This window comes from Bounagaea algeriensis, from assembly GCF_054491375.1.
Genome location: NZ_CM137102.1, coordinates 2,215,370 through 2,231,447, shown reverse-complemented (window position 1 = coordinate 2,231,447; position 16,078 = coordinate 2,215,370). Strand labels below are relative to the sequence as shown.

The following is a 16,078-nucleotide window of genomic DNA, read 5'->3' as shown; positions in this document are numbered from 1 at the left end:
ACGCCTCGGGGATATGGCACAGAGATACGAGGGGGGCGCCCGGTCGGGGCGTCCCGACAAGGGCCGTAGCCGCGGTGGAGACCAGCGCCGCGAGGAGGCGCGCGGCGGTTCGAAGTCGTCCGGCGGGCCGCGCAACGAGCGCACCGAGCAGGGCTTGCGGCGCGAGTTGAAGTCGATGCACGGCTCCAGCTACGGCCGGTACAAGTCGCTGATGGGGCAGTGGGCCTTCGACGGGTTCACGTTGGACGTGCAGAAGGTGCAGCCCGACCCGTACGCACCGGCCAGCCGGTGCCAGGTGCGGGTGGATCCGGCCACGGCGGGTTTTCCCGAGGAGTTGTGGGCCAACCCGGTGCGGGCGCGCGCGTTGGCGAACTTCCTGGTGCGCGGGGCGCATCGGCGGTTGAAGGACAGCCGTCTGCGCGTGGACGCGGGGTATCAGCAGGTGCTGGACCGCAGCGCCTGCCAGATCGTCGAGGGCGCGGTGGTGCTGCGGTTGGGCATCGACATGCCGGGCCGGGGCCGCACCATCGACGGGCGCGCGGCCGAGCGGGCGTTGTGCGATGACGTGCCTGCGATGGTGCAGCAGGCGCTGCGGTGGGACACCGCCGACCAGGATGCCGCGCGCGCGTTCGTGGAGTCGGTGGAGGACACCGACGCGTTGCGGCAGCAGCTGCCGGAGCGGGATCTGGTGGCGTTCGTCGCCGACGGGGCGGTGCTGCCGCGGCGCAGCGGGGTGGACGACCGCCCGTTGACGGGTGCGGTGCCGTTCTCCTCGCCGGAGTCGATGCGCGTGTCGGTGACGTTGCCGAACCGGGGTGAGGTGACGGGCATGGGTGTGCCCGAGGGGATCACCCTCATCGTCGGCGGCGGGTTCCACGGCAAGTCGACGCTGCTGCGGGCGTTGGAGTTCGGTGTGTACGACCACGTGCCCGGCGACGGGCGGGAGCTGGTGGTTTGCCGCGACGAGACGGTCAAGGTGCGCGCCGAGGACGGTCGGCGGGTGCACCGGGTGGACGTGTCGCCGTTCGTGGATCACCTGCCGACCGGGGCGGACACGAGCGATTTCTCCACCGACAACGCTTCCGGTTCGACGTCGCAGGCGGCGACGATCGTGGAGTCGGTCGAGGCCGGTGCGCGGCTGCTGCTGGTCGACGAGGACACCGCGGCGACGAACCTGATGATCCGCGATGCGCGAATGCAGACGCTGGTGGCCAAGGAGTCGGAGCCGCTGACGCCGTTCGTGGACGTCATCCGCCCGCTGCACGAACAGCGGGGCGTGTCGACGATGCTGGTCATGGGTGGTTCGGGCGACTACATGGATGTGGCCGACCAGGTGGTGATGATGGATGCCTACCAGGCGTTCGACGTGACCGATCGGGCGCGTGCGTTGGCGGCCAATCCGACCGGTCGGGCCTCGGAGGCCGAGGAGTTCCCCGCGGTGCGCGAGCGGGTGGTGGCTCCGAAGTCGATCGCCACCGACCGGCCGAAGGTGCGTTCGCGCGGGGTGGACGCGTTGACGCTGGCCGATTCGACGATCGAGTTGCGCGGGGTGGAGCAGCTGGTCGATCCCAGTCAGGTCACGGGCATCGGGTTGGCGCTGGTGACGCTGGCGCGGCGCGGTGTCGTCGACGGGCGGCGCACGGTGGCCGAGGTGTTGCAGGCCTACCGCGACGAGGTCGACCGGCGGGGGGTTGCCGCGGTGGATGACCAGTACGTGGGGGATTTCGCCGTGCCGCGCCGGTTCGAACTGGCCGCGGCGTTGAACCGGCTGCGGGCGCTGCGCGTGTCCGGGTTCGGCTGAGACCCGGGGCGCGTTGATGTTCGGATGAGGTTTGCCGCTTCGGCCGCGGCGGGCATCTGGTGAGGGGACGACGCGGCGGCACGGTGAACGGAGACGTCGATGACGCAGTGGTCGACGGCCCGACACGGGGTGCAGGGCTATGCCGATCGGCAGCACGCGGGTGGTGTGCTGGCCGAGCGCGTGCGGCATCTGGGGCTGTCGGACCCGTTGGTGCTGGGGCTGGTGCGGGGAGGTGTTCCCGTGGCGGCCGAGGTGGCGCGTGCGGTGGGGGCGCCGTTGCGCGTGTGCGTGGCCCGCAAGGTCGGCGCCCCCGGCCAGCCGGAGTTGGCGCTGGGGGCGGTGACCGCGCACGGGCCGGGCACCTACGACGAGCGCCTGGTGGAGGCGTTCAGCGTGGACGAGCAGTGGTGGCGGCAGGCGTGCGAGCGGGAGCAGGCCGAGGCCGCGCGGCGCGAGCGGGAGTTCGGGCAGGATCCGGCTGAGCGGTGGTCGGGTCACGACGTGGTGCTCGTCGACGACGGGTTGGCCACCGGGGCCACGGCGCGGGCGGCGGTGCGCATGGTGCGGCAGGCCGGTCCGACGCGTGTGGTGCTGGCCGTACCGGTGGGGGCGCCGGAGGCGGTGCGTCGGCTGGGGCAGGAGGCCGACGAGGTGGTGTGCGTGTTGCAGCCGACGTCGTTTTCGGCGGTGGGCCAGTGGTATCGGGCGTTTCCGGCGACGTCGGACGAGGAGATCCACCGCCTGTTGGCCCCGCCCCAGTGACGGGCGGGCCAGCGACGGGCGGGGCAGCGACGGGCGCACCGGCTGTTTCCGCCGAGCGCGTGCGGCCACGAGCACGACCGCACCGGGCTGGCGCGGCCGAGGGCGCGTAGCGCTGCGCAACTGCCGTGTACGTTTTGATCCGTTTTCCGGGGGTGCTTTGTCGCATGCGCCCGGGCCTGGTGCGGTGCGGCGCGTTTCCCGCATCACCTGCCGGGGCGAGTCCTGGTCCGGTACCGCTACTGTCGACCGCATCGCGGCACCGGTGCGGTGTGTTACAGCCCGGTGCGGCGCGGTTCGGTCGGAGTGGACGCGAGGATCGGGTAAATGAGGCAGTGATGACGAACGGTGATGCATCCGCGGAGGAGCCGCACGGGCGGTCTTCCGCGGCGCGGCGGTCGGGGACGCGCCGCAGCGCCGAGGAGGCGGCTGCGGAGCAGAAGGGCTATTCGGCCGAGGTGTCGCAGCAGGTGGCCGAAGCGGTGACGGCGTTGGCGCAGCGGCTGGCCGACCCGTCGGTGGCGCATTCGGTCGAGGAGATCGAACGGGTCATGCGGGGGTTTTCCACGACGGTGGAGGGCATGGCCGAGGGGTTGGACGGGTTGACCGAGTGGTTGCGCGCGGCCGGGCACGCGGGGGCGTTGTCCGGGCACGCCTCGGTGGTGTCCGAACGGATGGTGCATCTCGGGCGGGAGTTGACGCGGTTGGCCGAGGCGGTGCAGCAGGCCCAGCGCGGCGAGTCCGCATAGGCGTTCGGCGCGCCGCCCGCGCGGCCTGTTCGGATTCGGTCCGCAGTGGACAGCGCGGGGCTCGTGCGTGCTGTCGCCACGGCGGGGGTTGTTATGCTGCTCGCGCGGGGTGCTCGGACGTGTCCGGTTGTGCGCCGGTGGGCTGCGGGCGCGGTGTGCGCGTGGATCGGAGGTGTGCGTGGATCGCGGCAGTGTCGGCGAGTCCTCGGCCGCGTTCGACTCGGCGGTGCGTCGCTGGTGGGACAGCGCTGCCGCCGAGGTCGGTGCGGCGCAGGCCGACTGGTCGGCGCTGTTGGACGAGCCGGTGCGGCAGGTGCTCACCGTCGCGTTGCGTGCCGCGGTGGAGTCCGCGGCGCCGCAGTTGGACACCGCGCACCTGTTGTGGGCGGCGACGCGGGAGGAGGAGACCGCGGCGCTTTTGTCCGAGTCCGGTGTGGACGTTGCCGAGCTGACCGCGGCCACTCGGCGAGCCGTGGACGGGGCGGCGCAGCGTGGTGGGCAGGTGCCCGCGTTGGCGCCGTCGGCGCGGCGCGCGTTGGCCGGGGCGCATCAGCAGGCCCGTCGCGAGGCCGCGACGGTGGTGGGGCCGCGGCATCTGCTGCTCGGACTGGCCGGGGATGCGGAGTCGGTCGCGGGGCGGGCGTTGGCGCGGGCCGCGGGGTCGGGGGCGGCCGGTGGGGTGTTGTCGCCGACGCCGCGGTTGGACGAGTTCGGTTGGGACGTGACGGCGCAGGCGCGGGCCGGTGCGTTGGATCCGGTGGTCGGTCGGGACGCGGAGATCGAGCAGGCGTTGGAGATCCTCGGTCGGCGCGGCAAGAACAATCCGCTGTTCCTCGGTGATCCGGGGGTGGGCAAGACGGCCGTGGTCGAGGGGCTGGCGCAGCGCGTGGTGACCGGTGCGGTGCCGCCGCCGTTGGCGCACACGCGCATCGTCGCGGTGGACATGGCGGGCATGGTCGCCGGTGCGCGATACCGCGGCGAGTTCGAGCAGCGGTTTCGGGACCTGCTCGAGGAGCTGCGCCAGCACCGCGACCGGGTGATGGTGTTCGTGGACGAGGTGCACAGCATCGTCGGCGCGGGCGCGGGCGAGGGCTCGTTGGACGCGGGCACGATGCTCAAGCCGGCTTTGGCGCGCGGCGAGGTGTGCCTGCTGGGGGCGACGACGGTGGAGGAGTACCGCCGCCACATCGCGCGGGATCCGGCCTTGGAGCGGCGGTTCGCTCCGATCATGGTCGACGAACCGTCCACGCAGGACGCGGTGGCGGTGTTGGAGGGGCTGCGGGAGCGGTTTCAGCACCACCACCAGGTGCAGGTGGACGCGGCGGCGGTCTCGGCAGCGGTGCAGCTGTCGCAGCGCTACCTGACGGACCGGTTCCTGCCGGACAAGGCCGTGGACGTGTTGGACCAGACGTGCTCGCGGGTGCGGCTGCGGCGCGGCGGGTTCACCGCGGAAGTGCCGTTCTCGCCGACGGTGGTGGCCGACGACGTCGCCGAGGTGATCAGCCGCCGTTGCGGGGTGCCGGTGGCCGAGGTGGAGCCGGACGACCCGCGGGCGCTGCTGGATCTGGAGCAGCGGTTGCAGCGCCGCGTGCTCGGCCAGGAGCGGGCGGTGCGTGTCGTGTCCGAGGCGGTGCGCCGGGCGCGGGCCGGGTTGGGTGATCCGGACCGGCCGATCGGTGGGTTCGTGTTCCTCGGGCCGACCGGGGTGGGCAAGACCGAGTTGGCGCGCGCGTTGGCCGAGGCCCTGTTCGGCGACACGCAGCAGTTGATTCGGCTGGACATGAGCGAGTACCAGGAAAAGCACGCGGTTTCGCGGCTGGTGGGGGCGCCGCCGGGGTATGTGGGCCACGGTCAGGACGGGGAGCTCACCGACCGGGTGCGGCGGCAGCGGCACGCGGTGGTGTTGCTCGACGAGGTGGAAAAGGCCCACCCGGATGTGTTCCACATGCTGCTGCAGGTGTTGGACGCGGGCCGGTTGACCGATGCGCAGGGCCGCACGGTCGACTTCCGGGACACGGTCATCATCATGACGTCGAATCTCGGTGCGGATGCGGTCACGGCCTCGGCCTGCGGCGATGACGGCCGCGGCAACGACGATGCCGCGGCTGATGCGGCCGTGTGGCAGCAGCTGCAGGCGTTTTTCCGGCCGGAGTTTCTCAACCGGGTCGACGACGTGGTGGTGTTCCGCCCGTTGGGGCTGCAGGCGCTGCTGCGCATCACCGAGTCGTTGTTGCAGCGCACCGCGGAGCGGTTGCAGGAGCGGGGGGTGGAGTTCGCCGCTGCGGACGAGGCCGTGACGTGGCTGGTGCGGCGCGGGTGGCATCCGGAGTTCGGGGCGCGGCCGCTGCGGCGGGTGCTGCAGCAGGAGGTGGACAACCGGCTGGCCGGGTTGGTGCTGTCCGGGCAGGTCTCCGCCGGCCACCGGGTCACGCTGCACACCGAGGGCGAGGAGTTGACCTGCGCGATCTCGCGGGCGTGGGAACCGGTCGCGGCCGGGCGGCACGCGGCCGCAGGCGAGCCTTCCGCGGACGCGTGAGTCACGCCCGGGCAGGATGCGACACCCCCGGCGCGCCCGTTGATGGCCCTGGACTTCCGAGGCTGGCGGACCTTCTCTCCCGACCTCGTGCCCGACATCGCGCTGACCGCGCTCGATGTCGACCGCTGCACCACCGAATACCGCGAGGTACTCACCCTGGCCGACCCCGTCGCGGTACTTCTCGCTGTGCCCAGAACCAGATTGGCGCCGCTGTCGGGCAGCAGCTGTGTCGTCAGCGGGGCCGCTGGTGATCCGGGCGGTCACGAACGCGATGCGAGTCGCTACATCAGCCCGAGGCAGCTCGATGATCTCGTAGCCGAGCTCGGTGTAGATCTCGACCATCGCGTCGTAGGTGCGCTCGGCTTCGGCACGGTCCTGTGTGCGCTCGCCGTCCTGGCTGAAGATCTCCGGCCAGGGCGGGGCGCAGGACAGCGCCGAACCACCAATCGCGGTCTGATCGCGGATCACGCCCCGCCCGGCTTCGAGGGTGCTGGCCCACCCGTGGTGGCCGAGTCCCTGCAACAGCGTGGTCTTGCCCGACCCCGGCCCGCCGGTCACCACGACGAACCGGTCGACGTCACCGTCCAGCACGCGCCATGCTCCTCTCCTCGGACATCTCGGTTGCGGATCGCTCAGCGGACACGGCCCCGTCATCGGCTTGCGAGGGGGTTGCTCAGAACTGCTGGTCGTGCCATGCGGGCGAGCGGTCCGGAAAGTCGCGGGCGGTCATCGCGCGTGCCAGATCCCGGTCGGCCCGACCAGCGGTGGCCTCGCCGAGGACTCGTTCGGTCCATCGGAGGTCTTCGGGAGTCCAGGGCCTTGATGCCGACCCCACCCCTGTCACACGAACGGATTACGTGCTGTCGCGTCTGTCGCGGCGCTCCTACGGTAGGAAGTGCAGGTGCAGCCAGGGCCCGATCCCTGCTGCCCGTTCCCTGCTACCGGAGTACACCGTCGAGGGGTGAGCTCGCGGTCAGACACATGGTAACCGGGGAGGACTTCAGTGATCGCGGCACGATCCGGCAGGCGTGGCGGCCCACCGCGGCTCGACGAGCACGACATCGTCGCCCCCCGCGCACCGAGCGAACCCATGAGCCGCAGCGACCGGTTGCGGCTGCACGTGGAATGGCCCCACACAGGAGTGGTGCTCGTGCGCATCGCCGGTGAAGTTGACCTCGCCGCACTGCCCCGCACGCTGGAACTGCTGCGGCAACGGCTCAGCGCCGCCTACCTGAGCACCATCATCCTCGACCTCACCGGCGTGTCCTACTGCACCAGCGCCGCCGTGGAACTGCTCATGCGCGTGCAGCACCGCGCCGACCGGCGGCACGTGGACTGCTACGTCGTGCCCGGCCGCGGTCCGGTGGCGCGGCTGCTGCAGCTGACCGAGCTGACCGACCGGTTCGCCATCCGCGAGTCGACCGCGGACGTGTTCACCGAACTGCACCTCGACACCTCCCAGTACTGACCCGCCAGGCCTGACCCGTCCCGCGGAAACCCCGCGGGAAACCTGTGTGGACTCCGGATGATCCCTGCGATCCCTGTGAGTGGAGTCACCGCGCGGTGGGTGCCCGGCGCTCGCGCGCGGCTGGCAGGATGCGCGCACGTGATCACCACCGGCCGCCGCAGCGGACCTGCGCCGGTGGTTTCCCAACGCGGCCGCTCCCGCGGCGAGCCAACAGGAGGACGTGTGCAGGCGCCAGTGATCGAACCCATCGACGGCTACCACCCGCAGGTGCCCGACCGGGCGTTCGTCGCCGGCAGTGCGCACCTGCTGGGCCGCGTGCAGCTCGATGAGGACGCCAGCGTGTGGTACACGACGGTGCTGCGCGGCGACCAGGAGCACATCACCGTCGGAGCGCGCACCAACGTCCAGGACGGCTGCGTGCTGCACGCCGACCCGGGACTGCCGGCCACCCTCGGCGCGGACGTCACGGTGGGCCACCGGGCCGTGGTGCACGGCTGCACCGTCGAGGACGGGTGTTTGATCGGCATGGGCGCGGTGCTGCTCAACGGCTGCCGCATCGGCGCCGGCTCGTTGGTGGCCGCGGGCACCGTCGTGCTCGAAGGCACCGAGGTGCCGCCCGGTTCGCTCGTGGTGGGCTCGCCGGGCAAGGTGCGGCGGGAACTGTCCGAGCAGGAACGCGGGATGCTGGCGGCCTCGGCCGAGCACTACGTGAGCCTGGCGGGCAAGCACCGCGGCACCCCGCAGCAGTAGGCCCTGTACTCCTGAAGCTGTCCTGAGCCGCAAAGTAGCGGAGGCTCGGGCGTGGGTGTGAACGATGATCGATAGCGTGCGCCTGTGCAACGTGAGTGGGCTTCGGATGAGCTGGTGGGGTCGTGGACGCTGGTTGGCGACGACTGGCGCTTGGTAGGCAACAAGTCCGGAGCGACCCGGCTCGGGTTCGCCCTGCTGCTGAAGTTCTTCGAGATCGAAGCGCGGTTCCCGCGGTATGCCGAGGAGGTCCCGTCGCAGGCGGTTGACTACGTCGCTGAGCAGGTCGGTGTGGATGCCGAGGAGTTCGGTCGCTACTCGTGGCAGTCCCGCTCGATCGAGTATCACCGCGCGCAGATCCGGACCGCGTTCGGTTTCCGCGAGTTCTCCCGGGGTGATGAGGGCAAGCTGGCTGGGTGGTTGGCCGAGGAGGTTTGCCCGGTCGAGCTGCGTGAGGACCGGCTGCGGCAGGCGGTGTTGGTGCGGTGTCGGGCCGAGGGGATCGAGCCACCCGGGCGGTTGGACCGCCTCATCGGTTCGGCCCGTTCGACGTTCGAGCAGCGGTTTTGCCTGCGCACTGTCGAGCGTCTATCGGGGGCGAGTGTGGCCGCACTGGAGGCCTTGGTCGCCGAGGACGACTCTGCGGGGCGGGGTCTGTTGGCGGAGTTGAAGGCCGATCCCGGCCAGGTCGGGTTGGAGACGGTGCTGGCCGAGATCGACAAGCTGACCGCGGTGCGCCAGCTGGGGCTGGCGGACGGGTTGTTCGCCGACGCCTCGGAGAAGCTGGTGGCCGCCTGGCGGGCGCGGGCGATGCGCTCGTACCCGTCCGACCTGCGGGATAGCCCCCGCGAGGTGCGGCTGACTCTGTTGGCGGCGCTGTGCTGGATGCGTCAAAGCGAGATCACCGATGCACTGGTGGACCTGTTGATCGGGCTCGTGCACAAGATCAATACGAAGGCGGATCGCAAGGTCGAGCGCGAGCTTACCGATGATCTGCGCCGGGTGCGGGGCAAGGAGGGGATCCTGTTTCGGATGGCCGAGACGGCGCTGGAGCAGCCGGATGAGCAGGTGCGTACCGCGCTGTATCCGGTCGTCGGCGAGAAGACCCTGCAGCAGCTGGTCAAAGAAGCCGAGGCCACCGAGCAGGCGTTCCGGTCTCGGGTGCGCACGGTGCTGCGCGGGTCGTATTCGAACCATTATCGGCGGATGCTGCCGCCGCTGCTGGCCGCGCTGGACTTTCGGTGCAACAACACTGCCTACCGGCCGATCATGCACGCCCTGGAGCTGCTGCAGCGCTACCGCGACACCGACGGCAAAATCCGGTTCTACGCGGCTGAGGAGTCGGTACCGGTCGACGGGGTGGTGCCGAAAGCCTGGCGCGACGCTGTGATCGACGAGCGTGGCCGCATCGAGCGCATCCCCTACGAGCTGTGCGTGCTGGTGTCCCTGCGGGAGGCGCTGCGGCGCCGCGAGGTGTATGTGGCTGGCGGGAACCGGTGGCGCAATCCCGAGGACGACCTGCCGGCTGACTTCGAATCCACCCGCGACGTGCACTATGAGGCGCTGCGCAAACCCCGCGAGGCCGAGACCTTCATCGCCAACCTCAAGCAGCGCATGACCGCGGCGCTGGACCGCTGCGACACAGCCCTGGCCGACGGCACGGCTGGTGGAGTGCGGATCACGCGGCGTCGCGGCGAACCGTGGATCACGGTGCCCAAACTCGACCCGCTGCCGGAGCCGCGCACGCTGGCTGCGGTCAAGGAGGAAGTCACCCGCCGGTGGGGCACGATGGATCTGCTCGATGTACTCAAAGATGCCGACTTCCTCACCGAGTTCACCAGCGAATTCAGCTCGGTGGCTTCCCGGGAGAACCTCGACCGCGACACCCTGCGGCGCCGGCTGCTGCTGGTGCTGTTCGCCCTAGGCACCAACATCGGCATCCGCAAGCTCGTCGCCACCGGCGAACACGACGAGACCGAACGCGAACTGCGGCACGTGCGCCGACACTTCATCACCCGCGACAACCTCCGCGCGGCGGTGGCCAAGCTGGTCAACGCCACGTTCGAGGCACGGGACCCACGGTGGTGGGGCGAAGGGACCGCGTGCGCCAGCGATTCGAAGAAGTTCGGCTCGTGGGAGTCGAACCTGATGACCGAGTGGCATCAGCGCTACGGCGGGCCAGGGGTGATGATCTACTGGCACGTCGAACGCCAGCACACCTGCATCTATTCGCAGCTCAAGTCCTGCTCGTCCTCGGAGGTCGCGGCGATGATCGAGGGGCTGCTCCGGCACTGCACCACCGCCGAGGTCGACGCCAACTACGTCGACACCCACGGCGCGTCGGTGGTGGGCTTCGCCTTCACCGAGCTGCTCGGCTTCCGCCTGCTACCGAGGCTGAAGAACATCGGCTCCATCCGGCTGTACCGGCCCGACGACACTGGAACGTGGGCGCACCTCGGCCCTGTGACCACCAGGCCGATCAAGTGGGACCTCATCGCCCAGCAATACGACCAGATGGTCAAATACGCCACCGCGCTACGGCTGGGCACCGCCGAGTCCGAGTCGATCCTGCGCCGCTTCACCCGCGGCGGGCCCAAGCACCCCACCTACCAAGCCCTGGAAGAGTTGGGACGCGCGGTGCGCACCATCTTCGTCTGCGACTACCTCGCCGACGAAGACCTGCGCCGCGAGATCCACGGCGGGCTGCAGGTCGTGGAGAACTGGAACTCCGGCAACGGCGTGATCTTCTACGGCAAGAACAGCGAGCTCACCGGCCCCGACCGCGAGTCCGCCGAAGTGTCCATGCTCGCCCTGCATCTACTCCAGTCGGCATTGGTGCACGTCAACACCCTGCTGCTGCAAAACGTCCTCGACAGCCCAGGCTGGGACGAACTGCTCGGCCCTCACGAGCGCCGGGCGCTGAGCCCGCTGTTCTGGTCCAACATCAACCCCTACGGGCGCTTCCGCCTGGACATGACCACACGCCTCGACCTCCCGATTCCGTCTCGCTGACGGACCCCGCGTACTGATGGAAAGGATCGACTGGTGAACCACGACGAGATCCTGGTCGTCGGCGAGTGGGCCGCCTCCTCGCCAGACATTCAGGACGCCGCCATCGAGGCTGCGATCGAGCAGTGGGAGATCGTGGGATGGCCAGAGGGCCTGTTGTCCTACACCGCACTGGCCGGCGATGACGGCTCCACCGTCTTGCACGTGTCCCGGTGGCGCGATCGCACCGCCGTTTCGGGCTTTACCGGCGACATCAAGACGCAGTGGTCAGCAGGAGTCGATCGCGCCGTACCGGGTGTGGTTCGTCGAGGCGTGCACACCTACCACCCCTACGGCGTCCTGCAACTGGCTGCAGGCGAGACCGGATTCCTTGCGCTGATCGAGGTGGAGACCGACACCACCAAGGCCGCCCACAGCTGGATGGATGCCATGCTGTCGCACCAGCGAGACGAGCCCCAGCACGGGATGCTGGCATCGACGTTCTATCTCAGTGTTGCCGGACAACGCGTGCTCCACATCGCAGAGTGGGTCGACAGCCCGGAGCACGCCTCGCTGCCCGCTCTTGCTCAGCACCTCATCACCGAAGATGTCGTTACCCGGCCCATCAACGTCACCCGCAGCACCTCGTGGCGGACCATCCAGAACACGTCCTGACCAGCGTCCGGACGTGATCGACAACCGAGATGTTCACGGAGCTCCTGGGAGTATGGCGCTGTGATTGAAGCGGACTGTGATCGGTTCGTGGTGGTGACCGGCGGGCCAGGGTCGGGAAAGACCACGCTGCTGGAGGGACTCGGCCACCACGGGTGGGCCAGCACCGTCGAAGCCGGGCGGGGTGTGATTCACGATCAGACCGCGATTGGTGGATCGGCGCTGCCGTGGGCGGACCGGGCCCTGTTCGCGGAGCTGATGCTGTCGTGGGAGATGCGCTCCTACCGATGGGCGCAGCAGCAGACCGGTGTGGTGCTCTTCGACCGGGGCGTTCCCGACGTGGTGGGCTACTTGCGTCTGGCAGGGCTTCCCGTCCCGGCGCACGTGTTCACCGCAGCCGAGTGCTTCCGCTATCACCGGCAGGTGCTGATCGCCCCGCCCTGGCCGGAGATCTTCAACCAAGACAGCGAGCGCAAACAGGACCTCGCCGAAGCCGAGCGCACCTATGACGCGATGGTCGAGACCTACACCGAGCTCGAGTACGAGATCATCGAGCTGCCTCGGGCTGATGTAGCAACTCGCATCGAGTTCGTGACCACCCGGATCACCAGCGGCCACGCTGACGGCACAGCTGGTGCCCGATAGGGGATCCCCTTGCGAACCAGTAAGGCAGGAATTCCCCCGCAGGCATATCCGCCCGGGTTTCGGCGAGCACTACGGCCCCATTACCATAAGCGGACGCTTGCTGCTGGAGGGAACCATCGGTGGAGTAACTGGTTATGTTTCTGCGGAACCGCCACGGCCTTCTTGCTGTTCACGTCGGGTCTGGGTGTCGTGCAGGACCTGGCGGCGTTCGCGTTCGCGGTAGCTGAAGGCGGCTTCGCGGATCGAGTTTTCACTTTCGAAGCCGGAACCGACGGCGCCGGCAACAGTGGCCGCCGCGGTGACCAGCAGCATGACGACGGCATAGTCACCGAATCCGAGTCCGGGCCCGATGTACTGGCCGAACACCTCAGGGGTGAGGACGACACTGGCCGCGATCAGGTTGACGACGTAGAGCGCCCCGTACATGCACCCCACTCCGATGAGCAGGGTCAGCACCGTGGAAGCGTTGAACAACACTGCCTGCTCGCGTTCGTGCACGGGTCGGCCCATGGTCTGCTCCCACAGCCGGTGATAGGCGATGAGCCAAGCGACCATGACAGCCACCGACCCGAGCACCGCGGCCAGCAGGCGCAGTGGCCCCATCGTGCTGGCCAGTCGCCAGACCGACGTACTGATCAAGTAGAACGCGCTGAACGCGAACGCCCCCACCAGCGGCCCGGTCAACCCGAACACCAGCCGCCACGGACGGTTGTCCCGAACCATGCCGATCAACAGCCGCACCATGCCTCGCGAGGCCAGCACGCGCACGTCGACGTCGCGTTGCTCCGGGGTGACCCGCTGGAAGCGGTTGGCCAGCCAGGGCAGTCGGCGACGCCGGTGCTCCTCGGTCTCCTCCGAGGGAGTACCCCGGCTGCGCATGTCGGCGACGAGCTGGGTCACCACACCTCGCACCCGGCGGCGCAACGCCATGCCTCCGAATGCCGGTAGCGACACCACCAGGACCCTGCGCTCGTTGCTCATATCGGCCACGATGGGCTGCCGGCCACTACGCAGCGGGAGATCCGTGATGCACGCAGCAAGATCCCACCCGTGCTGCCGCATCCGCTCGCTGGCGACGTCCATCATCTCGGTATGGCGGTCGTCACTGGGCGGTAACCGCTCGCGGTGCACATCCACGCGCCACACGCAGTTGTCCTCCAGCTGCTCGGACAGCAGCCCCGGCAAATCATGGGCGAGCTGCTCAGCAATCTGCGCAGGCGCGGCCACCGGATCAGCCACCACCCCCACAGTCACCGTCTCGATCGAACCGTTCCTCGCATCTTCCGGCATCGTCATCGCAGCACTCCCCACCGTCGGTGACGCCCCACGACTACCCACCACAGCCCTATCCAACGACCCACGTAGCTCGAGCCCGCACCATCTCCGCAAACCATCGGTATGCGTACGCGGTGCCTCCGGCGGCGAGGAGGATTGGCCTCGATCAGCCGGGCGCGCCAGACCGGCGGGAAGAACCGGGCCAGGGCCGCGGCCAAGGTCTCGTCCAGCAGGCGGATCAGGCTGGGCCAGTCGGCCTGGTGGTAGTTACACGCCCGCGTGGATCTGCCCACCGGCGCGGGGCAGGCAGGCGGCGGCGTGGGCTCCGTGCACTGTGCGGGCCAGGGCAGTGCGGAGAGGGGCATCGACCGAACCCGTGTACGGATTCCAGCGCCATGCGGCAGCACACCCAACACCAAGCTCGCCGAGGTCGCCGCCGCGTTCGTGGCCTGGGTCCGTGACCGCGGTCCCGCCGGCCCGCGGAGACTGCCGGGTGGTCGCGGGGTGGTCGACGAGTTGCTCGGCGCTGCCGGGTGAGCACCGTGGCCCGGTGCGGCCACCGCCGGCACCGCCCGCCGATCCGCGCTGACCGCCGCTCGGCGGCTGGTTTGACCCGGCCTGACCCGGGGCAATCCTGTGGTTATCCCACACTATGAGGAGGCGTGATTCCCATGGCAGATGAGCTGCGCGGTCGGCGGGTCGCGATCCTGGCCACCGACGGTGTCGAGCAGGTCGAGTACGAACAACCCCGCCAGGCGGTGGAGCAGGCTGGGGCGCAGGTGACGCTGCTGTCGATCCATACCGGGCAGATTCAGTCGATGAACGCCGACATCGACAAGGGCGACAGGTTCACCGTCGACCGGTTGGTCTCCGACGTTTCCGGCGACGACTTCGACGCCCTGATCCTGCCCGGCGGGACGGTCAACCCGGACGGGCTGCGGGTCAACTCCGACGCGGTGGGTTTCGTGCGGGAGTTCGTGGGCTCCGGTAAGCCGGTCGGGTCGCTGTGTCACGGGCCGTGGACGTTGGTCGAGGCCGACGTGGTCCGGGGCCGCACGTTGACGTCGTTTCCCAGTATCCGCACCGACATTCGCAACGCCGGCGGGACCGTCGTCGACCAGGAAGTCGTCACCGACCAGGGCCTGGTCACCAGCCGCGACCCCAACGACCTGCCCGCGTTCTGCTCCAAGATCGTCGAGGAGTTCGCCGAAGGCCGCCACCGGGCCCCCACCCAGGCCTGAATCGAACCCATCCGCCAGAGGAGAAGAACATGAAGGCACTGGTCTATAACGGACCCCACGACGTCTCCGTCTCCGACGTTCCCGACGCGCGTATCGAGCGGCCCAACGACGTCCTGGTGCGGATCACGGCGACGAACATCTGCGGGTCGGACCTGCACATGTATGAAGGGCGTACCGACTTCGAGCAGGGCCGCGTCTTCGGTCACGAAAACGTCGGCGAGGTCGTCGAGGTCGGTGACGGGGTCGACAAGGTCGCGGTCGGGGACATGGTCTCGGCGCCGTTCAACGTCTCCTGCGGGCACTGCCAGAACTGTGAGCACGGTCTGACCAACTACTGCCTGCGCGCCAACGTGGAGGGGATGGCCGGCGGGGCCTACGGGTTCGCCGACATGGGCGGCTGGGTAGGCGGCCAGGCTGAGCTGCTGCGCATCCCGTGGGGTGACTTCCAGTGTCTGCGCCTGCCCGAGGACGCGGCCGAGAAGCAGAACGACTACGTGATGCTCTCCGACATCTTCCCCACCGGCTGGCACGCCGTGGAGATGTCGGGCCTGCAGCCCGGCGAGACCATCGTGATCTACGGCGGCGGCCCGGTCGGGCTGATGGCCGCGCTGTCCGTGAGTGTGAAGGGGGCGGCGAAGGTGATGGTCGTCGACCGCCACCCCGACCGGCTGCGCCTGGCCGAGCAGGTCGGGGCGATCGCGATCGACGACTCCAAGGGCGACCCGGTCGAGCAGGTCACCGAGCACACCAAGGGACTCGGCGCCGACCGCGGCGCCGAATGCGTCGGCTACCAGGCCCACGACCCCCAAGGCAACGAGGACAACGCGGCGACCCTGAACAAGCTGGTCTCCTCGGTGCGGTTCGCCGGCGGCATCGGCACCGTCGGGGTGTTCATTCCCCAGGACCCGGGCGGCCCGGATGAGCTGTCCCAGCAGGGCAAGGTCCGCTTCGACTTCGGCAACTTCTGGTTCAAGGGACAGCAGATGGGCACCGGGCAGGCCCCGATCAAGCGCTACAACCGCCACCTGCGCAACCTCATCGCCGAGAACAAGGTCGAGCCCTCGTGGATCGTGTCCCACAACCTGCCCCTGGAGAAAGCCCCGGACGCCTACAAGCACTTCGACGCCCGCGAAGACGGCTGGACCAAGGTCGTGCTCAACCCCGGCCAGGCCGCCTGACTTGTCCGCCGCGGCTTTG

The 16,078-nt window shown here is 69.5% G+C and carries 12 protein-coding genes and 1 pseudogene; 11 read left to right on the top strand and 2 right to left on the bottom strand.

Annotated features, from left to right (window positions below):
* The first annotated feature begins 13 nt into the window (after nt 1-13).
* The 4 genes from ACVGV2_RS10100 to ACVGV2_RS10085 all read left to right on the top strand — a co-directional run bounded on the left by ACVGV2_RS10100 (nt 14) and on the right by ACVGV2_RS10085 (nt 5,845).
* Nucleotides 14-1,801: an ABC-ATPase domain-containing protein gene (locus tag ACVGV2_RS10100; protein ID WP_459165792.1), complete on the top strand. Its 1,788-nt coding sequence runs from the start codon at nt 14-16 to the stop codon at nt 1,799-1,801.
* A gap of 99 nt (nt 1,802-1,900) precedes the next feature.
* Complete coding sequence (locus ACVGV2_RS10095) at nt 1,901-2,563, top strand: phosphoribosyltransferase (RefSeq protein WP_459165791.1); 663 nt, start codon at nt 1,901-1,903, stop codon at nt 2,561-2,563.
* A gap of 335 nt (nt 2,564-2,898) precedes the next feature.
* Nucleotides 2,899-3,309 (top strand): hypothetical protein, encoded by a 411-nt coding sequence (locus ACVGV2_RS10090; protein ID WP_459165790.1) that lies wholly within the window; start codon nt 2,899-2,901, stop codon nt 3,307-3,309.
* 178 nt (nt 3,310-3,487) lie between these two features.
* On the top strand, nt 3,488-5,845 hold the full coding sequence (locus ACVGV2_RS10085; RefSeq protein ID WP_459165789.1) for an ATP-dependent Clp protease ATP-binding subunit: 2,358 nt from the start codon (nt 3,488-3,490) through the stop codon (nt 5,843-5,845).
* A 285-nt stretch (nt 5,846-6,130) separates the two neighbouring features.
* Here ACVGV2_RS10085 and ACVGV2_RS10080 read toward each other — a convergent pair.
* Nucleotides 6,131-6,499, bottom strand: a pseudogene (locus ACVGV2_RS10080) (AAA family ATPase); the annotation flags it as partial.
* Between the two features lie 349 nt (nt 6,500-6,848).
* On the opposite strand from ACVGV2_RS10080, the gene ACVGV2_RS10075 reads away from it, so the two are divergent.
* From ACVGV2_RS10075 to ACVGV2_RS10055, 5 genes are all read left to right on the top strand, one after another.
* Nucleotides 6,849-7,313 (top strand): STAS domain-containing protein, encoded by a 465-nt coding sequence (locus ACVGV2_RS10075; protein ID WP_459165788.1) that lies wholly within the window; start codon nt 6,849-6,851, stop codon nt 7,311-7,313.
* A 222-nt stretch (nt 7,314-7,535) separates the two neighbouring features.
* Nucleotides 7,536-8,063, top strand: coding sequence for a gamma carbonic anhydrase family protein (locus ACVGV2_RS10070; protein WP_459165787.1), 528 nt, complete (start codon nt 7,536-7,538; stop codon nt 8,061-8,063).
* 84 nt (nt 8,064-8,147) lie between these two features.
* Complete coding sequence (locus tag ACVGV2_RS10065) at nt 8,148-11,072, top strand: Tn3 family transposase (RefSeq protein ID WP_459165786.1); 2,925 nt, start codon at nt 8,148-8,150, stop codon at nt 11,070-11,072.
* Between the two features lie 33 nt (nt 11,073-11,105).
* Nucleotides 11,106-11,723, top strand: a complete 618-nt coding sequence (locus ACVGV2_RS10060) for a hypothetical protein (protein ID WP_459165785.1) — start codon at nt 11,106-11,108, stop codon at nt 11,721-11,723.
* 63 nt (nt 11,724-11,786) lie between these two features.
* Entirely contained in the window at nt 11,787-12,365 is a 579-nt protein-coding gene (locus ACVGV2_RS10055; protein WP_459165945.1) for an AAA family ATPase, read from the top strand.
* Between the two features lie 132 nt (nt 12,366-12,497).
* Here the strand turns inward: ACVGV2_RS10055 and ACVGV2_RS10050 are convergent, their stop codons facing one another.
* Nucleotides 12,498-13,661, bottom strand: a complete 1,164-nt coding sequence (locus ACVGV2_RS10050; protein ID WP_459165784.1) for a GtrA domain-containing protein — start codon at nt 13,659-13,661, stop codon at nt 12,498-12,500.
* A 650-nt stretch (nt 13,662-14,311) separates the two neighbouring features.
* On the opposite strand from ACVGV2_RS10050, the gene ACVGV2_RS10045 reads away from it, so the two are divergent.
* Both ACVGV2_RS10045 and ACVGV2_RS10040 read left to right on the top strand, forming a co-directional pair.
* Nucleotides 14,312-14,881, top strand: coding sequence for a type 1 glutamine amidotransferase domain-containing protein (locus ACVGV2_RS10045; RefSeq protein WP_459165783.1), 570 nt, complete (start codon nt 14,312-14,314; stop codon nt 14,879-14,881).
* A gap of 29 nt (nt 14,882-14,910) precedes the next feature.
* Nucleotides 14,911-16,059, top strand: a complete 1,149-nt coding sequence (locus tag ACVGV2_RS10040; RefSeq protein WP_459165782.1) for a glutathione-independent formaldehyde dehydrogenase — start codon at nt 14,911-14,913, stop codon at nt 16,057-16,059.
* Nucleotides 16,060-16,078: the final 19 nt, after the last annotated feature.